At 32.5% G+C, this 20,064-nt stretch carries 17 protein-coding genes, 1 other RNA gene and 1 pseudogene; 9 read left to right on the top strand and 10 right to left on the bottom strand.

Annotated features, from left to right (window positions below; genetic code table 11):
* Positions 1-2: 2 nt before the first annotated feature.
* Positions 3-854 carry an ATP phosphoribosyltransferase gene (hisG, locus tag CFPG_RS00165; protein WP_012573054.1) on the bottom strand — a complete coding sequence of 284 codons (852 nt, stop codon included), beginning with the start codon at positions 852-854 and terminating at the stop codon, positions 3-5.
* 1,103 nt (positions 855-1,957) lie between these two features.
* Positions 1,958-2,423: pseudogene (queF, locus tag CFPG_RS00160) on the bottom strand (preQ(1) synthase).
* A gap of 338 nt (positions 2,424-2,761) precedes the next feature.
* Between queF and dapA the strand changes: the two are divergent.
* Positions 2,762-3,652 (top strand): 4-hydroxy-tetrahydrodipicolinate synthase, encoded by an 891-nt coding sequence (gene dapA / locus CFPG_RS00155; RefSeq protein ID WP_012573053.1) that lies wholly within the window; start codon positions 2,762-2,764, stop codon positions 3,650-3,652.
* Here the strand turns inward: dapA and CFPG_RS00150 are convergent.
* Positions 3,629-5,146, bottom strand: a complete 1,518-nt coding sequence (locus CFPG_RS00150; protein WP_012573052.1) for a DUF4301 family protein — start codon at positions 5,144-5,146, stop codon at positions 3,629-3,631. The genes dapA and CFPG_RS00150 overlap by 24 nt on opposite strands.
* Before the next feature lie 946 nt (positions 5,147-6,092).
* Positions 6,093-6,260, bottom strand: coding sequence for a DUF362 domain-containing protein (locus CFPG_RS00145; RefSeq protein ID WP_012573051.1), 168 nt, complete (start codon positions 6,258-6,260; stop codon positions 6,093-6,095).
* A gap of 263 nt (positions 6,261-6,523) precedes the next feature.
* Here CFPG_RS00145 and gyrB point away from each other — a divergent pair, with 263 nt between their 5' ends.
* A complete protein-coding gene (gene gyrB / locus CFPG_RS00140) occupies positions 6,524-8,458 on the top strand; it encodes a DNA topoisomerase (ATP-hydrolyzing) subunit B (protein WP_012573050.1) in 1,935 nt (644 codons plus the stop codon).
* Between the two features lie 317 nt (positions 8,459-8,775).
* On the opposite strand, the gene CFPG_RS00135 is transcribed toward gyrB, so the two are convergent.
* Positions 8,776-9,708 (bottom strand): bifunctional riboflavin kinase/FAD synthetase, encoded by a 933-nt coding sequence (locus tag CFPG_RS00135; RefSeq protein ID WP_012573049.1) that lies wholly within the window; start codon positions 9,706-9,708, stop codon positions 8,776-8,778.
* 61 nt (positions 9,709-9,769) lie between these two features.
* Positions 9,770-11,023 (bottom strand): DUF4105 domain-containing protein, encoded by a 1,254-nt coding sequence (locus tag CFPG_RS00130; RefSeq protein WP_012573048.1) that lies wholly within the window; start codon positions 11,021-11,023, stop codon positions 9,770-9,772.
* 116 nt (positions 11,024-11,139) lie between these two features.
* On the opposite strand from CFPG_RS00130, the gene CFPG_RS00125 reads away from it, so the two are divergent.
* Entirely contained in the window at positions 11,140-11,877 is a 738-nt protein-coding gene (locus CFPG_RS00125) for a type III pantothenate kinase (RefSeq protein ID WP_012573047.1), read from the top strand.
* 103 nt (positions 11,878-11,980) lie between these two features.
* Here the strand turns inward: CFPG_RS00125 and CFPG_RS00120 are convergent, their stop codons facing one another.
* Positions 11,981-12,520 (bottom strand): HD domain-containing protein, encoded by a 540-nt coding sequence (locus CFPG_RS00120; RefSeq protein WP_012573046.1) that lies wholly within the window; start codon positions 12,518-12,520, stop codon positions 11,981-11,983.
* Positions 12,521-12,661: 141 nt separating this feature from the next.
* On the opposite strand from CFPG_RS00120, the gene CFPG_RS00115 reads away from it, so the two are divergent.
* Both CFPG_RS00115 and CFPG_RS00110 read left to right on the top strand, forming a co-directional pair.
* The gene (locus tag CFPG_RS00115; RefSeq protein WP_012573045.1) at positions 12,662-12,913 is read left to right on the top strand and encodes a type B 50S ribosomal protein L31; all 252 of its coding nucleotides are present in this window, start codon (positions 12,662-12,664) and stop codon (positions 12,911-12,913) included.
* A 330-nt stretch (positions 12,914-13,243) separates the two neighbouring features.
* A complete protein-coding gene (locus CFPG_RS00110) occupies positions 13,244-14,650 on the top strand; it encodes an anthranilate synthase component I family protein (protein ID WP_012573044.1) in 1,407 nt (468 codons plus the stop codon).
* 329 nt (positions 14,651-14,979) lie between these two features.
* Here the strand turns inward: CFPG_RS00110 and rplI are convergent, their stop codons facing one another.
* From rplI to rpsF, 3 genes are read right to left on the bottom strand one after another with little or no spacing between them, the layout of a single operon-like run.
* Positions 14,980-15,423, bottom strand: coding sequence for a 50S ribosomal protein L9 (gene rplI / locus CFPG_RS00105; RefSeq protein ID WP_012573043.1), 444 nt, complete (start codon positions 15,421-15,423; stop codon positions 14,980-14,982).
* A 21-nt stretch (positions 15,424-15,444) separates the two neighbouring features.
* The gene (gene rpsR / locus CFPG_RS00100; RefSeq protein ID WP_012573042.1) at positions 15,445-15,723 is read right to left on the bottom strand and encodes a 30S ribosomal protein S18; all 279 of its coding nucleotides are present in this window, start codon (positions 15,721-15,723) and stop codon (positions 15,445-15,447) included.
* 14 nt (positions 15,724-15,737) lie between these two features.
* Positions 15,738-16,076, bottom strand: a complete 339-nt coding sequence (gene rpsF / locus CFPG_RS00095; RefSeq protein ID WP_012573041.1) for a 30S ribosomal protein S6 — start codon at positions 16,074-16,076, stop codon at positions 15,738-15,740.
* A gap of 171 nt (positions 16,077-16,247) precedes the next feature.
* On the opposite strand from rpsF, the gene ssrA reads away from it, so the two are divergent.
* The 4 genes from ssrA (at position 16,248) to CFPG_RS00080 (ending at position 19,962) form a co-directional block, all read left to right on the top strand.
* Positions 16,248-16,656: a transfer-messenger RNA gene (gene ssrA / locus CFPG_RS05255) on the top strand.
* Positions 16,657-16,742: 86 nt separating this feature from the next.
* Positions 16,743-17,864, top strand: a complete 1,122-nt coding sequence (locus CFPG_RS00090) for an ABC transporter substrate-binding protein (RefSeq protein WP_012573040.1) — start codon at positions 16,743-16,745, stop codon at positions 17,862-17,864.
* Complete coding sequence (locus CFPG_RS00085; RefSeq protein WP_012573039.1) at positions 17,861-18,610, top strand: polyprenol monophosphomannose synthase; 750 nt, start codon at positions 17,861-17,863, stop codon at positions 18,608-18,610. Before CFPG_RS00090 ends, CFPG_RS00085 begins: the two co-directional genes overlap by 4 nt.
* Positions 18,610-19,962, top strand: coding sequence for a dihydroorotase (locus CFPG_RS00080; RefSeq protein WP_012573038.1), 1,353 nt, complete (start codon positions 18,610-18,612; stop codon positions 19,960-19,962). The genes CFPG_RS00085 and CFPG_RS00080 overlap by 1 nt, the downstream gene beginning before the upstream one ends.
* Positions 19,963-20,064 lie beyond the last annotated feature (102 nt).

Here is a 20,064-nt window from a genome sequence, read left to right as displayed (position 1 = left end):
GATTATAAAATCATTTTTTCAATAGGGACAATAAGGATTCCTTCAGCACCGGCATTTTTTAGCTTATTAATAATTTCCCAAGATTGTTTCTCACTAATTACGGAATGAATGGAACTCCATCCCTTTTTGGCTAAAGGAAAAATTGTTGGACTTTTCATACCGGGAAGAATTTGAAATATTTCTTGCAAACTATCATTCGGAGCGTTTAAAAGAATGTATTTTTTATCATTGGCAGTTTGAACAGCATCTATGCGGAAGATCAATTCCTGTAGTATTTTATTCTTCTTTTCATCCAGCTTTTTGTTGCTAATCAGTATTGCTTCAGAATACATTACTATCTCAACTTCTTTTAAATGATTACTGATCAAAGTACTTCCTGAACTGACAATATCAAATATTGCATCAGATAATCCTATTCCAGGCGAAATTTCTACTGATCCATTTATAAAATGGATATCTGCTTCAATAGCATTTTTTTTTAAAAAAGCCGATAAAATTTTTGGGTAAGAGGTTGCTATTTTTTTTTTAAAAAACCAGTGTAAGCCTGGATATTCTTCTTCTTTGGGAATAGCTAATGAAAGACGACAATGACTAAATCCTAATTGTTTTATTACGATTGCTTCTTGTTTTTTTTCATGGAATTCGTTTTCACCAACAATTCCCACATCAGCTACTCCGTTAGCAACTGCTTGGGGAATATCGTCGTCTCTAAGGAAAAGAATCTCTGCCGGAAATGTATTTGATTGTATCAACAATGTTCTTTTTGCTGCTGGGAGTCTAATACCGACTTCATTGAGTAAAACAGCTGTTTTTTCGTGCATCCGACCTTTTGTTTGAATTGCAATTCGCAACATGGTTTTTATTTTAATATATTTTTTGAGAGATAAATTATTTTAATTCGCTATTTATTGATATAGAAAATTATGACGATTATCGTTTATACACATCTTTCATAATACCCGTAATATCAAAAAATTTTCTTTCTTTAATTTGGGAATTTGGGATTGTAATTAGTAGCATACTACAATTGGATTTATAGTTTTCTTCTTTTTCTTCCCATAATCTTTATGAGAGTATATTAATCGGCCATGATGGTTGGAGAGTAACTGATTCGCAAAAGTAAGGGCTGATAGGAAACCGGATGAAGATGAATTTCGTGTCCTTGTTCATAATTATTTTTTGTTTGATTGTTTTTCTAATTTTTATTATGCTACCTGACTGACTAACTAACTAACTAACATTGCTTCTAAAGCATTGGTTCATCACCACTTTTCAAATGGCATTTATTGTTAGCCTTGCCAAGAAACACGCATCTCATTAGCTTTGATTGTGATAAAAAATTTCAAGAGGGAGAAATCTTTTCGTTCCATATATGTTCCCTAACATACTCTCCGTTATGCACTTACCTTTGTGCTTATGTCCTCATAGTCATTAAAAGCCTATATCTCCCCCCCCCCCCTTCTCTTTTTCTACACAGATCAAAGCAGCTCTCTCTCTCTAGAGAGTTGTACTTCATTTATTTATGACATTGGTAAATGTTCATACGGAACACATAATCCATTACATTAACTGACCAACAGATTTAACCAAAACATCGTCGTGCTTTTTTGTGACGTTTATGTAAAACTAATGTAATAACAGCATAATGTAATAATAGTAAGCCATTATCACAATTTTTAATTGATCAAAATGTTGAATATCCTCTCCCAATAGAGCGGGCATCTTACTTTAATTTTATTGGTTGCCCTTTTTTCCCATACTCTATCTATACTCATATCTTCTAGAGAAGTACCTGAGTAATAAATTTTACAGCAAAGAAAAAGGGAATATGTCACTATTTTTTGAGAAACTCTCTTGCAAAAGTTATAAAAGAATTCAGACTTTTATAAATTAATATTTTTATTTGTGGTCTTCATTTGTAAAGTTTTCAAAAAAAGGTAAAATAAATGAACAAATTTTATTGTTTTATACCATTGTGAGAAAAAAGTCTTGTTTTTGCCAATTGTTCAGATTCACTTTTTGGTTTCCCATAGTTGGGATAAGGAAAGATGCTAATCCAATCGCATGGAGTGAGTAATCCGGCGACTTCAGTGTATTTAGGCGACATTGATACAATCAAATCTTTCATAATCATATTATCATATTTGCACAGTCCCAATGAAAGGCCCCACGATTGTGAAAGCTAAGTAAATACAATTCCAAGCTTTTGCTCTCTACCATTTTGGTGTTGGGGATGTGTCCTATCCTATAGTAATTGTCGCAAAATTCGGTTGTCCTGTAATAGGACATATACTAGTAAATTCTGGACAGTTAAATTTCATCCAATAATCGTTTTCAGGATGCTTGTTAGAAAAAATTTCTAATAAATTAGGATTATAGGTCGGTCTGTATTCTGTTTTTCTGCCATGAATTGTCAAGTTCATATGATATTTGTGTTTTGTATGGTGTTAAAGGATCATAATCATAAACAAAATCTATTATTATTTTAATTTCTCCTCATTTTTTTATTTAAGTAGAAGAGATAAAAGGAGAAACTGCTTTTTTGAAAGAAAGATGTGGTAATATCTGTATGATAACAGATTTAAATAAAACTTATGATTTGAAGGATAACTGTATGTGCAAATATATACAGTATTTATTAGCAAAACAATTTTTATTTAGTCCGGTTTTTGAGCATAAAAGATAGAGAATTTGGTTCTAATGTAATCGATTTTGTATTTAAAATATTTTAACTTTGCTTATTGTTCATTTTTTTAACTGAATGAGGCAAATTGTTCTTCGAGGAATGGGAGTAGCTCTTATTACTCCGTTTAAATGTGATGGTACTGTCGACTATCCGGCTTTGTCTTACTTAGTGGACTACCAGTTGCAGAATGGTATCGATTATTTGATTGTTTTGGGTACAACAGCAGAAACTCCTACACTTTCTTATGAGGAACAAAAAGAAATTGTTCGATTGGTTGTCTCTATAGTTAGAGAACGTATTCCTATCGTTGTAGGTGTAGGGGGAAATAATACACAAGCTGTAATTCATAAGCTTAATACAGAAGATTTCGGTAAAATTGATGCTATTCTTTCAGTAGTTCCGTATTACAATAAACCTACTCAGGACGGGATATACCAACATTTTAAATATATTGCACAAGCTACGTCTTTGCCAATCATCCTTTATAATGTCCCTAGTAGAACAGGTGTAAATATGACCGCTGAAACCAGTTTACTTCTTGCTAATGATTTTGAGAATATAGTTGCTATAAAAGAAGCTTCCGGGAATATAGATCAGATAGGTGTAATTATCGAAAATAAACCTAGCGGCTTTCAGGTGCTTTCTGGGGATGATGAACTTTCATTATCTTTAATAGGGATAGGAGCGGTGGGTGTAATTTCTGTTATCGGGAATGTTTTTCCTAAAGAATTTGGAAAAATGATACGTCTTGCTTTAAATGGAGATAGCGATAATGCTCGTATTATTCATGGCCAATTTGCAGAACTGTTTGAGTTATTATTTATAGAAGGTAATCCTGCAGGGGTGAAAGGTATGTTAAATGTGATGGGTTTTATTGAAAATAAACTTCGTTTACCTTTAGTACCTGTATTAGAAGCGACATATGAGAGAATAAAAAAAGCTTTATTGATGTTCCGGACGCAATAAGTCATTAACTGTTTTTACAGGATTGAAAGTTTCTATCGGTACCTCTACAAATATTGTATTCCAATCTGACATAGCTCCATTCCATAGACCCGGTAGTTCTAATGCTTTGAGCTGTTTCCCATTTTTTGATTTTAAAGAGATAAATCCGGTGTTCTTATTTACATGTTTGAATAAGTCAAATTTCTCTCCCTTGTAATTTTTTAGAGTACAAACTAAGTCTACGGAATTGAAGTGTGTCCCATTTTTGAATAAAGCTCTTTTTTCAGGATCTTTCAAATCGATTTGAGAACTTTCTAATATTTGTAAAGAAGTTGTACCGTCTGGATTGACTGTCAAAAATGGACCGCCTCCAGGTTCTCCCTCATTGCGTACCATTCCACAAACTCGTAAGGGGCGATTTAATTTAGATTTGATATACAATACTAGTTCTCCATCTTCCAAATGTTTGATTTCCGGATTTTTGATACATAGGTCGTTTTGGAGAAAAAGTAACATTTCCAACAAGTTTTCATGTATATATTTTCCAGAATCAATCAGATTTAGATAATCGAATATTCTTTCTTGATAAGTCACTAGCACACCTGCAAGCAATTGTTTATATCGAATGGTTTTTGCTTTAAAAGAATCAGGGACAACATTATCTATATTTTTTATAAAAACTATGTCAGCAATAATATTGTTTAAATTTTCTATTAATGCTCCATGTCCACCTGGACGGAATACTAAATTATTTTTATCACGAAAAGGGCGGTTTTCCTTGTCCAAAGCTAAAGTATCGGTAGATGGGTTTTGCTCACTAAAATCTACATGATATTTCACGTTAAATAGGCGAGTATAAATATCAATTTTTTCTTTAAGGAAAGATTCAAAACAAGATCTGTATTCGGGTGAGATAGTAAAATGTATTCTTACTTCCCTAACTTTGTTACCTGCGTAGAAAGCACCTTCTACTAAGTGTTCTTCCATTGCCGTACGGTAACCATTTGGATTAGTATGAAACAGTATTAACCCTTTAGGAAGCTGACCATAATTGAGTCCCCGTTCAAGAAGCAGATTTTCAACTATCGTTTTGTAATTGTTGTCGGCTATCAGCTTATTGATAGATTTTTTTTCATTAGTAATACAAATTTGATCTAAATCTTTATAAAAAGCGAATCGATGAATTTTGGAAAAAAAGATCTGTTCAAAATTGGTAGTTGGAACAGTATAGTTAGCTGAAAGGAATTCAAATAAATCTTTAAACATCCTACTAGCAGCCCCAGAAGCAGGGACAAATTTGACTATTATTTTGTCCTGATCTAGATAAGAAAACCACTTGTTTATATAGATTTGCTGTTCTTTATCAGATAAGGACTTTATTCCTTTATTTGTAGAAGCCGATTCAACAATAGATAAACAAGGGAATCCTTTATAGAAATATTCTAATTGTTCGTTAATTTGACGAATGGATATACCCCTACTTTCAATTTGTTTAATATCTGTCTGTGACAGCATAATCACATAATTTCTTTATAATTCTACACTTTTAGATACTTTTTTGATAAAGCATCTCTTTTTTTTATTTAAATCACTGCGAAGAACTACGGTTCCCATTCTATCAATATGTATAAATAAGACTCAACAATGTAACTTACATTGTAACTTACATATTTGGTAGAACTAAATCGAATGATAAAACAAGTAGTTTTTCATAACTTTTTAATTAAAAAACTCTTATTGTTTAGAATTTGGAATAACGAACGAAACTGTATACAACATATACATACTTTCAGTTAATGTTATTTTTTCTTTATTACAGATTTACAGATTTTTGTTGATTAAACTGAGTATCAAAATTGTCTTCACTCCGTTCTTTCTTTTGCAAAAAGAAATCAAACAGCAAAACCACCTAAACCAAAAACCACTCCCTATTAAGCTAACCAGGACAAAGTTATGTAAAAGTAAAATCTTTGTTTGATATCCACAAGGTAAATTATAGATGTTTTTTCTTACTTTGTTTATTTGCGTACTTCGGATAAAGAGCAATGTTCAAGCAATTGTTGTAAACAGAGATTAGTAACTTTTCAAAAATTCAGCGAGACAAGAAATATTTAATCATAAATTCTTGCATTTTTATCAATTTTTCCCAAATCCATGATAATCCTATGGTTATTTTACCTATAAAATTATAGTTCATGATTAAATCATAATTAAATATAGTAGTATCAAACGTTTGTTTTTTACTAACTCAAGCCATATTTATTCATAATTTATTTATGAATACGTGTTGCAAAGCACACCGAGCAGAAAAGAACCAACAAATCAACTTCGGTTAGACAGTAAACAGTAAGACAAACTAACAAACTATTTGGAATTTAAGAGAGAATAAAAGAAGAGATATCTTTTATATATTTAGATATTGGACAGTACCTCTTCTTTTTAAGAATCTTTTCAAGGAAAATTATCCTTTAGTAATTGCTTCAGAAGGGCAAACACTAGCACATGAACCACATTCAGTGCAATTATTCGCATCAATTGAATAAATATCTCCTTCCGAGATAGCTTCAACTGGACATTCATCGATACAAGTACCGCAAGCAATACAATCTTCTGTAATAACGTAAGCCATCTTGTATAAGATTTAAGATCATTAACAATTAATTAAATACGAATTTAAAATAAAAATTAATGATAATCACAAAATTTTTAGGTAAAAAATTAGCTAAATTGGAATCGAGTTAAATTATTCGTATTTCTGCAGATAGCGGAAATGCAGATAGCGAAAAGTAGAGTTTGATATTTGATATCATAGAGACATATAAGTAAAGAGAGACATATAAGTAAAGATAAGGATTTAAACAAAATAATAGTGTAAGAAAGGGGGGATGGAGATTGGGGGAGTATAAAGCAGATAACATTCAAGTACTGGAGGGGATAGAAGCTGTCCGAAAAAGACCGGCAATGTATATTGGTGATATTGGTCAAAAAGGATTGCATCATTTAGTATATGAAGTAGTGGATAATTCAATTGACGAAACTTTAGCTGGTTATTGCAAAAATATACAGGTATTTATCAATGATGATAATTCAGTTACGGTTAAAGATGACGGACGTGGTATTCCAGTTGATTTTCATGAAAAAGAAAAAAGGTCGGCATTAGAAGTCGTGCTTACTGTATTACATGCAGGAGGTAAATTCGATAAGAATTCTTACAAAGTTTCTGGTGGTTTGCACGGAGTGGGAGTTTCTTGTGTAAATGCCCTGTCAGCTTACTTGAGAGCGGAAGTTCGGCGTGATGGAAAGATATATGCTCAAGAGTTTTCTTGTGGGAAAGTTACCAATGAACTAACAATTATTGGAGAGACGAATGATAGAGGTACTACTATCACTTTCAAACCGGATAGTTCTATATTTATTGTTACAGAATATAAGTATGATATTTTAGCAAGCCGTTTACGTGAACTGTCATTTCTTAATGCAGGTGTAAGGTTGGAGTTGACAGATAAACGTGTTTCATTTGTTAACGGTACTTTTAAACATGAAATTTTCTACTCATCAGAAGGATTGAGTGAATTTGTTAGATTTATTGATTCTGCTAAACAGCCTTTAATTGGCAATGATATTATTCATATTATTACCGAAAAGCAAGGTATTCCGGTAGAAATAGCAATGACTTATAATACTTCTTATAACGAAAGTATTTCTTCTTATGTCAATAATATCAATACTATAGAGCATGGAACACACGTGGCAGGATTCCGTCGAGCATTAACTCGTACATTGAAAAAATATGCTGTAGATTCCAAATTATTGGAAAAGATAAAGATTGAAATAAGTCCAGATGATTTTCGTGAGGGGTTGACAGCAGTAATATCTATCAAAGTACAAGAACCTCAATTTGAGGGACAAACTAAGACCAAATTAGGGAACAATGAGGCGATTGGAGCTGTAGATCAAGCTGTAGGCACAGCGTTGAGTGTTTATTTAGAAGAACACCCGAAGGAAGCAAAAACTATTGTAGACAAGGTTGTTTTGGCTGCGATGGCACGTCATGCTGCTCGTAATGCAAGAGAGATGGTTCAACGCAAATCTCCTCTCGCAGGAGGTGGATTGCCTGGAAAATTGGCAGACTGTTCAGATAGAAATCCAGAAAAATGTGAAATATTTCTTGTAGAAGGAGATTCTGCCGGAGGTACTGCTAAGCAAGGACGAGAAAGAAAATATCAGGCAATCTTGCCATTGAGAGGTAAAATATTGAATGTAGAAAAAGCTATGCCTTATAAAGTGTTGGAAAATTCGGAAATTCGCAACATTTTTACTGCTTTAGGAGTTACTATTGGAACAACCGAAGACAGTAAAGGATTGAATATAGACAAATTAAGATATCACAAAGTGGTTATTATGACTGATGCTGATGTAGATGGAAGTCATATTGCCACATTGATTCTTACATTTTTTTTTCGACATATGCGTCTAATGATTGAAAAGGGATATGTCTATATTGCCACTCCTCCACTTTATCTTTTGAAGAAAGGGAAAGTAGAGGAATATTGTTGGACAGACCAACAACGTCAGGCATTTATAGATAAATATGCTAGGGGAGATGAAAAACAGGTTCATACACAACGATATAAAGGGTTAGGAGAAATGAATGCTCAGCAATTATGGGATACTACAATGAATCCTGAGGTTCGTACATTAAAACGAGTTACCATTGAAAATGCAGCAGAAGCGGATCGAGTGTTTGCTATACTTATGGGTGAAGATGTAACTCCTCGCCGTGAGTTTATCGAAGATAATGCTATTTACGCTAATATTGATGTTTAGTATTTTTATTGGTTAACTAGTTCTAGTTGTGCAAAGAAATATTTTCAATGAAGTGTGTAATGTAAAAATGTCATTCAGATATAGTTGGATTATATTTATCAGTAATTTTTTTGCGATTTTAACGAGATTGGCCGATGAAATTCAATTGATAAAAATTGAGGAGAAATAACAAAGAGATGGATGAAATAGGGGGAATAAATCCTTTAAATCCTTCAAGTTCAAGTTATGAAAGAATAGGTAAATTGTAAGAGAGTAGAGAATTGGGTTAGATAGAAAAAAACTTTCGCCAATGTGAGTTTTTTCATAAAAGTTATTTTTTACCAGGTAAGGGGAATAATTTTTTTCACCTTTGCTTTGTCTTTTCCCAATTGTTTTTGTAGTTCTTTCAAATTATGAAAGTAAATATCAGGACGGATAAATTGTAAGAATTCTATTCGAATTCTTTTGCCGTAAATATTTTTATCAAAATCAAAAATATTTACTTCGATTCTATTATCCTCATCGAAGGTAATAGTTGGTCTCTTACCAATATAAGTCATTCCAATATGTTTGTCTCCTTTAATGAATACATAAGTAGCGTATATTCCTTTGCAAGGAATAACTTTTTCTTTGTCGTATAGAGAAATATTGGCAGTGGGGTAATCAATGGTTCTTCCCAATTGGTTACCCTGTACCACTTTACCTTCCAAAGAATAGTAATAAGACAGCTTATCGGCTGCTTTTTTTACTTTGCCTTCCATAAGCAATTGACGAATAGAAGTGGAACTATTATGAATATCTTCTTTTTCAGGTAATTTGTCTATTTGTCTTACTGACATTCCACAGCTTTTCCCATATTGTACATATTGTTTATATCCGTATATTCTTCCCTTTCCGAATCTATTATCATATCCAACCAAAAGCTCTTTTATTCGCAATTGTTTATGTAATATTTGTTGTATAAAATCTTGTGCGGTGATTTTTGAGAACTCTTGAGTAAAGTTAATAACATAACAATAATCAATTTCAGTAAGAGATAGCCGTCTAACTTTTTCTTCAAAAGTATTAAGAAGAAAGGGTTGATAGTCTTTTTGTAATATTTTGCATGGGTGAATTGGAAAAGTAATAATTGCAGTTTTTAATTTTGACTTCTTTGCATATTCTTTTAATAGTTTGATAAGATATCGATGTCCAAGATGGACTCCATCAAAGAAACCCACCGTTGCAGTAGTTGATTCTTCTATTAAGGAAAAATCACATATAATTTTCATCGCCGTATAAATGTATAACTTCTTGAATTTATTTATCAATCGTTTGAACCCTCTCTATTACTTACTTCAACATTTTTTTGTATTTGTATATCAAATAAGACAAAGATGCTAACATCAAACAAAGTGCATAGGGGACTATAGCCGGATTTAAATTTTGTGGTAACCAAGATTTCCTTAATCCTAATAATAATGCAAATAATAATACTAGATTGAACCAGTGATACAGATATATAGTTTTCCAATAGGAAGGTTTTTTAACAAAAAAACCAATAAAAGCAATAAAATGGAATGGATGTACCCAAAATAGATTCCAATTAGAGGATGTACAAGGATGATAAGAAAACAAAACAAGAAACAGGATTAAACTTCCGACTCCAGCAGCTGAGAGAAATAGAAATGCAAAACATACTTTTGTAATTCTGAATATATCAGAAGCAATTCTTGACTTTTGGTATTTGCAAATACCTATAGTTGTTGCACTAATCATAGTTCCGTATATACACAAAATTAGCCAACCAATTTGTATTGGAGAATGCCAGAATGATGAACGAATGTTTTTTCTATCATTAGATTGTGAAATTAGAAGAGATGAAACAACAAGGGAATCACCCGAATTATATGTAAAATTATCTACTACTTTTTTTAATTGCATAGGGAGGAATAGTGATTCTCGTTTGCGGATAGGTTTATCCGCTTCGCTTCCAACTAATAGATCAATACCAAAGGTCATCCAAGGATAAGGATAAGTATAGGAATGTATCAATTGGCGAATAGTCTTTAAATGAGTATTATCGGCAATATCTAAAGGAGCCCCTATTGTTTTTTCGATAGAATTTCGGATATGAGTAGTACAATTGTCTTTCAAAAAATTGTAATGATATGCTCGATTTTTGGGATGTAAATTAACAGAAAGCATTTGTAAAAGATATTCTTTACTTTCGGGTGAGAGATATAAGATTTGTTCTATTATAGTAGTTTTTAATAGATCGTAACATTGAAGAAATTGATAGTAGTCAGTTTTACTAAGAGAATAACTAATTTCTCCTTTGAGAAAATGATATAAAAAGTAACGGGTATCAAAACCAAAAGTTCCCCAATTAAAAACAATATCCGTATTCTGTTTCAAATTATGGATTCGCAAAACACTGTGTCCGTAAATAGTATATACTTTATTACTATAAGGCATAACAGTCAACAAACTCACTTGTAAATCGTCTGTTTTACTAGCTTTAGAGGTATAAAGTGTTGATACACATAAAAGGAAGAAGATAAAATATCTCACTTTTTTAATCTTAAATCTTAAATCGATTTCCATTTTTTAAGCAAAATTACACACAATAGTATATTTTTTAAAGAATTAAATCACCAGACAAATGCAAACAACATTTTAATTTTATTAATTTTATACATAGTATAAATACGATTCGAATTATGTACATAGTTATTGATCAAGGGAATACAATACTTAAAATAGGACTATTTGAGGGGAAAGCAGTAATAAAAACCTTCCAAACAAAGGAAGTAAAACAGGAATGGTTTTATTCTATTCTAAAAACTTATCAACCACAAGCAGGTATATTGTGCAGTACACGAGAAGTAAGTGAATCTTTACTCTCTTTACTTAGAGAGAGCTTATCCTACTTTTATGAGTTTAAAAATAATCTGCCTCTTCCCCTATCAATAGATTATCAAACACCACGAACTCTGGGGACAGACCGATTAGCTGCAGCAGTAGGAGCTTGGTATCAAAAACTCAACAATAATCTTCTGATAATAGATATTGGTACGGCGATTACGATTGATTTTGTTAATAGAAAGGGAATATATAAAGGAGGGAATATTTCACTAGGACCTGCTATGAGGTTGAATGCTTTGCATTATTTCACCAACTCATTGCCACTGATAAGTGAGAATGGGAATATACCAATTCGAGGCTACGATACGGAGACAGCTATACGAAGTGGTGTAATGGAAGGTATAGTACATGAATTAGGGTCATATATAGAAGAATATGAAAAGAAAGAAAATGCTTTAACTTTTCTTACAGGAGGCAATACTATTTATTTCGAGAAACGATTAAAAGGCACTTTATTCGTGGATAAACATTTAGTGTTGAAAGGATTGAATGAAATATTGATTTATCAAAAAAAATTTTTTAAGTCAAAATAAAAAATCACTCAGTTATTATTGCAAGATAGAAGTAGTTTTATAGTAAAAAATTAATTATTATCATCTTTTGAGGGATGAGGGAATTGTGGATTTTAGTAACCATTTATCCTAAAAATAATTTTAGCATATCTTCAAATCGTAGGACAGAATCTCTTCCATGTTTTGAGAGTGATTTTTTTATTTGGTCTATTGTTTTTATTCTGCATAATTGGGTTTTGGAATAAAATTTATCAGCAAAACAGATAAGCTTTTCTTCTAATGTTTCCGGTAATGAATTTTTGTGATGAAGAGGAATATTGTTTCGTATTATGTCTTCTTTTGTCAATCCTGTCCCTGTATGTCTTTCGCAAACTAAAGCGTGCCTATGGAGATTTTCTTTTTGAAGAATTTTTGATCCTAAATAACCATGACAGATATAAGGAAAATTGCCAAAGCACTGTATAGCAGGAGCATTTGTCAGGTAAATTCCTATATCGTGTAGTAAAGATGCTTCTAGAATAAATGCTTTGTCTATTTTCCATTCAGAATGTATTTGTATTATTTCAAGAGCCTTATTGGTTACCGATAGACTATGTGTAACCAGAATATCATAAAGTTCACTTTTTTCTTCGTAATATTTTTTTATAATGTCTATAGGTATCATGGTGTTTTTTGCATAAATATTTCTGACTTCTAAACATTACCTAAATACTCAAAAAATATATTTAAATATTTGTAGGCTTATTAGAAGTATGTTTGTACTTTTGTGAAAAAGTACAAAAGTAGGAGAATATAATTATAAAAAATGAAAATAGGGATTCATCCGACCAATTATCGTCCGGTTGCATTCAAAGATGTATCTAACAATGATACATTTATTGTACGCAGTACGATCGATACAAAAGAAACTATTAAAATAGAAGGTATTGTTTATCCTTTGATTAAACTGGAAATTTCTAATACTTCTCATCCATTTTATACGGGGAAGCAAAAATTGGTGGATACAGCTGGACGTGTAGATAAGTTTATGAATCGTTATAAAAATAGGAAAAAATGATTTGTAATGGCTGTTTCATGGCAAAGGAAAATCATTTGTATTTAATGACAATGAAAGGGCATATATAACCAAGTAGCTATATGAACTTTTAGTTGATTTTGATGAGAATTTTCCGCATCCAAAACAAATCGAGTATGAAGAACGAAAGATCTCCACAAGCAAATGAAAGGGTATCGTTTCTATGCAAATATTTTCTGGAATGAATGAAGCGTGGGTGGCTTATATGATTGATTATGACTATTGTAGACATCATTGAATTATGTCCCTTTTGTGTTCATGTGTCATTCAAAAATAAGAATTTCACTACTAATTCGTAGTATACTTAGAATTATGACTATTGTCAATACACGATGCAGAACAGTTTTGGCGGATTTACAAACTCCGGTTAGTATCTACTTGAAAATAAGAGATATTTTTCCTGAATCGGTATTATTGGAATCTTCGGATTTCCATGGAAATGAAAATTCTGTTTCTTTTATTGGATTTAATCCGATAGCTCGTTTTGAAATAAAAGATAGCAAAGTTAAGATGACTTATCCAAATCAGTCTGTATCTGTCATTACGATAGATGAGTCGTCTCCTGTTGTTGAGCAATTGAACCAGTTTATTTCTTCCTTTAAGATAAGCGATAATGAAAATGTCGTAAAGTATAATGGTTTTTTCGGATATACGGCCTTTGATGCTATAAAATATTTTGAAGATGTTTATGTGGAAGAAAAGAAAATGATTGTAGAAAATGTTCCTGACATAATTTATATTTTCTATCGGTACATTCTTGTCATTAATCATTTTAAAAATGAAATGACTATTGTAGAAAATATTATCAAGGGAGAAAAAAGCAAGATGGATGAAGTGTTAGCCATTTTGAGTAATCGTAACTATGCTTCTTATAATTTTACCACTAAAGGCAATGAAATTTCTATAATTACTGATGATGTTTATAAAGAAATGGTACGGAGGGGTATTAAACATTGTAAAAGAGGTGATGTATTTCAAATAGTACTTTCTCGTTGTTTTTCTCAGACTTTTTTAGGTGATGATTTTAAGGTGTATCGTGCTTTGCGTTCTATTAATCCTTCACCTTATTTGTTTTATTTTGATTTTGGTTCGTTTCGTATTTTTGGTTCTAGTCCCGAAACTCATTGCCGAATAACGAAAGGGAGAGCTTATATAGATCCTATTGCAGGGACTTTTCGTCGTACTGGAAACGACGAAAAAGATGAACGGTTGGCTCAAGATTTGTTGGAAGATCCAAAAGAAAATGCTGAACATGTCATGCTAGTAGATTTGGCCCGTAATGATTTGAGTAAAAATACTCGCAATGTGTATTTAGATTTCTATAAAAAAGTGCAATATTATTCTCATGTAATTCATTTAGGTTCTAGAGTAGTGGGATGTGTAGAAAAAGGTATCAATACTATTAAAGTGTTTGCCGATACCTTCCCAGCAGGAACACTCTCTGGGGCACCTAAAATTAGAGCAATAGAACTGATAAGTGATATAGAACCATATAGGAGAGGAGTTTATGGTGGGTGTATAGGGTATATTGGATTAAACGGGGATTTAAATCAGGCAATTACAATTCGTTCCTTTCTCAGCAAAAATAATGTATTGTATTACCAAGCTGGAGCTGGAATTGTTTCACAATCTAGTGATGAGTCCGAATTACAGGAAGTGAATAATAAGTTAGGAGCTTTAAAAGCAGCTATTGATGTAGCAGAACGAATTTTAAACTAAAAATTTTGTTAAAAAATGGTGTGATTGGTTTAGAGTGGGATTTTTTTGTTTTAAAATAGACCCTGTGTAAGGATAGTCCCCGGTATGTATTTATATCTGGCGTGATGAGAGAGGTACTTTTTATTCAATCTACTGGTTAATTTATTGCAAATCAATCAGTGGGTTTTTGAGTGAGGTATAGAGAGGTTTACCACTTTCGTTGTCCCTGTTTCATGTCATGTAGGGGCTTGCTTATGCAAGTAAGCATAAGCGTTGAATCGGATACTCAAACGGGAGTAGTAGAGAAACACTTATTGAATTTCCGTAGTCCAAATTTAAGGATTGTTTTGTTATTCTGCTATTACTTCGAAAGGTATGTCTATTACAATATCTTTGTGAAGTCTTAGAGTAGCTTTGTAAGAGCCGATTTCTTTTATATGCTCTTTGATAGAGATTAGTTTTCGTTCGATTTGAACCCCTTTTTTTGCCAGTTCATCTGCGATTTGGATGTTAGTAATCGATCCAAAAATTATGCCGTTGGAGCTTGTTTTTGCTCCAATGGTAAGAGAAATATTCATTAATTTATTTGCTAATGTCTGGGCGTCTTTTTTGATTTTTTCCAATTTGCGAACTTGTTGGCGAAGGTTTTCAGCTAATACTTTCTTTGCTGTTTTAGAAGCGAAAATGGCCTTTTTTTTAGGGATCAAAAAATTTCTTCCATAACCATTTTTTACAGTGACAATATCATCTTTGTAACCAAGCTTATCAACATTTTCTAATAGAATTACTTGCATAAGTTTTTCCTTTATTTTTGTTCATTTCATCAAATCAGTTACATACGGAAGCAGTGCTAAGTGACGAGCACGTTTCACTGCTTGAGCAACACGGTGCTGAAACTTTGCCGAGGTGCCTGTAATACGCCTAGGGAGAATTTTGCCTTGCTCATTTAAGAATTTTTTTAAAAATTCAGGATCTTTGTAATCGATGAACTTAATGCCATTTTTTTTAAAACGACAATATTTCTTTCTGTTTTTCGTATCGGAAACTTGAGGTGTTAAGTAACGGATTTCTGAATTATTGTTGTATGTTGCCATAATATTAAGTTTCTTTACTTAGTTTCTTTGAGTTTGTTTCTTCTTTTAAGTGCGTATTCCATAAAGACTTTGTTTTGACGGAAAGTTAAGAAACGGAGTACTTTTTCATCGCGCCGAAATTGTGTTTCCAATTTAGAAATAATGGTAGAATCCGATTTAAATTCTAATAAGAAATAAAATCCAGTTGTCTTTCTTTGAATTGGATAACTTAGTTTACGTAAGCCCCAATTTTCTTCATTTATGATTTCTGCTTCCTCAGCAATGAGAATATCTTTGAATTTATTAACAGTTTCCTTCACTTGTTCATCGGATAAAACAGGAGTCAAAATAAAAACAGCTTCATAATTGTTCATAAGAATCTATTGTTTGTAATGCAAAGTAAAAGGAAAAAATAGAAGATTGGACTTCTTATCTTCTAAATAAGAAAAATATTTTTTTGCTGCTTATAAACTGCAGTTGCGCGAAATTAATTTTTTTTTTTATAAAAACAATATTTTTATATCTTCGTACTCTATGAGAATTATGGGCTTGACTGGCTTTGACATCGGGTAGAAATGATTTGTAAGCATGTAGTGCGTCGTTGTTCGGCACTTTAATCTCGGATGATAATTATATTAACTGGCGAAAATTTTTACGCTCTTGCTGCTTAGCAGAAGTTATAGTAGGTCTAAGCTTTATTCCGTCTCAAGGAGACCGGAACGAGACATCACTCAGAAGCTCTGTCTTCGAAGCAATCTGAAAAAGTGGTGCTGTCCAATATCGGAGATAGTTTGGAGTAATCCTTGTGCTTCAGATGAATTAAAAAGGATAGGCTCAACAATTGAGGGATTCCTTAGTCCTGTGCTGAGTCCAAAAAATAAAATAGGGATAAACATGTAGAAATCAAATTGGTTCCTCGTTTGGACGAGGGTTCGAATCCCTCCAAGTCCACACAATTTTTTTGACATAGGAAGGCAAGAGTGGATGCGATGACGATACTGTCTCCTAAGAGTTCCCTAATATAATAGCTAGGAAAGGAAATGCGTATAAACAACTTCTCTCTATTGTTGTGGTGGGTGTTTCTATTTTCTTGTGGAGAAAATAACAGTTTAAGTACAGGAAAAAATTTCTCAAATGGTAGTGTTTGTTATGCACGAACATTTAAAATAGAAACATATGCCAGTTATACACTTGTGAGAATTCAAAATCCTTGGAATAAGACACGTTTTTTGCAAAAATATGTTTTGGTTCCTCGGTCAAAAAAACTTCCCAAATCGCTTCCCGAAGGAGTCTTAATTCGCACGCCTGTGAAACGAGCAGTTTGTTTTTCATCTGCTATTTGTGGAATATTTGATGCTTTGGGTGTTTTGGATGTTTTGATAGGTGTAACGGAGCCGCAGTATATCAATCTTCCGTTTGTGACTGAAGGAATTAGTTCTGGGACAATACAAGATATTGGTTTTTCGGTTAATCCTAATATAGAGAAATTGATGTTTATTAACCCGGAAGTAATTTTTATCAATCCTATCAACACTAAGACTGATGTGTTGGATAAATTAAATATTCCTGTTATTTGTTGTACTGATTATATGGAGAATCATCCTTTGGGTCAAGCCGAATGGATTCGTTTTATCGGGTTATTGTTTGATAAAAAAGAATTTGCTGATTCTCTATTTTTTGAGATTATGCATTCATATAATGAGCTCAAAAAATTGGTGACAAATGTTGTTTTTCGTCCTGCTGTTTTCACAGAAATGAAATATGGTAACATTTGGTATATGCCTGGAGGTAAAAGTTATTTAGCTCACATGTTATATGATGCTGGTGCAAACTATATTTTAAAAGATGATCCTAATACTGGATCTGTATCATTATCTTTTGAAACGGTTTTGAGTAAAGCTGAAAAAGCAGACTATTGGTTAATTAAATATTATAGTCCCCAAGAACTTACTTACGAGCAATTATTCAAAAAGTGTCCAAATTATGCTTTATTTGATGCTTATAAAAGTCGAAACATCTACGTTTGTAATACTTTGAAAAAATCTTATTATCAAGAGCTATTACTCCATCCTGATTGGATATTAAAGGAAATGATAAGCTTATTTCATCCTGATTTATTACCAAATTCTTCTGTGCATAGATATTACAGAAAACTACTATGAGTGATAGTATTGTTATTATTCCTACTTATAATGAGAAAGAAAATATTGAAAAGATTATTCGTCGGATTTTTTCTTTGTCCAAGTCTTTTGATATTTTGGTAATAGATGATTGTTCTCCTGATGCTACTGCTGCAATTGTAAAAATCTTACAGGTAGAGTTTTCTTTTCGTTTGCATTTGATAGAGAGATTAGGGAGACAGGGCTTGGGAACAGCTTATGTTAATGGATTTAAGTGGGTTCTGCAACGTGATTATGATTATATTTTTGAGATGGATGCAGATTTTTCCCATAATCCTGATGATTTACTTAGATTGTACAGAGCATGTTCAGAAGATGAGGTAGATGTTGCTATTGGTTCTCGTTACGTATCAGGTGTAAATGTCATAAATTGGCCTGTTTCGAGAGTTTTACTTTCTTACATAGCATCTAAATATGTACAGTTTATTTCTGGATTAAAAATAAACGATACTACTGCAGGGTTTAAATGTTATCGTAGGGAAGTGTTGGAAACAATTCCTCTTGATAAGATTCGATTTAAAGGCTATGCTTTTCAAATAGAAATGAAATATGTTGCTTGGAAAAGTGGGTTTAGACTAAAGGAAATTCCTATTATTTTTATTAATCGCACAGAGGGTATATCTAAAATGAATGGAAGCGTATTCAATGAAGCTTTCTTTGGCGTCATCTGGCTTAAATTATATAGCATTTTTCATAAATACCCTCAAAAAAAGATCATTGATAAGTAATGATTCTCATATGGAATGCAAATATTGTTAACGAGGGTACTGTTTATAAAGGGTCAGTATGGATAAAAGGAGAAAGAATAAAAAACATTGTTCCTTATTACTTATCTATGGAACGGGAAAATAAAGATGATTTACAAAATACAACGACAGTTATTGATGCTTCAGATCTTTTATTACTTCCAGGAGTTATTGATGATCAGGTTCATTTTCGTGAACCTGGTTTAACTCACAAAGGGGATATTTACAGTGAATCGCACGCAGCAGTAGCTGGAGGAATTACTTCATTTATGGATATGCCTAATACTCTGCCTCAAACAATTACGGTCAAGGATTTGAATGATAAGTTTAAAAAAGCATCACAGGATAGTTTATCTAATTATTCTTTTTTTATAGGTGCTACGAATGATAATTTTGAGGAACTTATCCGACCAGGAGCTAATCGTGCGATAGGCGTAAAAGTGTTTATGGGTTCATCTAGTGGGAATATGCTAGTAGATAATCCATTAGCTTTAGAACGAATTTTTACTTTGTCCAACCATATCATTGCTACCCATTGTGAGAGCGAAACGGTTATACAAACTAACAGGGCGAAATACATAAGGAAGTTTGGAAAATGTTTAGGGATTTCTTTTCATCCAAAGATACGTAGTGCGAAAGCTTGTTATATTTCTTCAAGTGAAGCTGTTCGGTTGGCGAAGAAATATTGTTCTCATTTGCATTTGCTTCATTTATCTACTGCTCGGGAAATTGAATTATTAACATTGGAACCTTTACAAGAAAAACGAATTACAGCAGAAGTTTGTGTTCATCATTTGTGGTTTTCAGATAAAGATTATTCTCGTTTGGGTAATCGTATAAAATGGAACCCGTCAATTAAAACTTTTGCTGACCGTGAGGCATTGAGGCAAGCTCTTATAGATGGGAAAATAGATATAATAGCGACAGATCATTCTCCACATACTTGGGAAGAAAAACAGGGAGGATGTTTCCAAGCTGCTCCTGGTGCCCCGATGGTTCAGCATGCTTTGATTTTGATGCTTGAATTGTGTCGGCAAAATGTTTTTACTTTGCCACTTATAGTGGAAAAGATGTCCCATGCTCCAGCACGATTGTTCAATTTGAGAGATAGAGGTTATATCCGTAAAGGATATTATGCTGATTTGGTATTGGTGGATCCTAAATATCGTTGGACAGTTGCTAAAGAGAATTTATTGTATAAATGTAGATGGTCACCCTTAGAAGGGGAGACTTTTTCTCATAAAGTAGTTAAAACCTTTGTTAATGGACATTTAGTTTATGACGATGGACGTTTTGATGACTCTTTCCGTGGTAAAGAATTATGTTGTAAATAAGAGATTACTGTTGTTTAAATTTGCATTATGGGAACAATTCTTGTACAATTGTACGACGCAGTTATGGATATTCTGTTGGCACATATTAGGATATGTGCTTTA

It is taken from the genome of Candidatus Azobacteroides pseudotrichonymphae genomovar. CFP2, from assembly GCF_000010645.1.
Classification (GTDB): domain Bacteria; phylum Bacteroidota; class Bacteroidia; order Bacteroidales; family Azobacteroidaceae; genus Azobacteroides; species Azobacteroides pseudotrichonymphae.
This window is presented reverse-complemented; position numbering and strand designations above follow the sequence as displayed.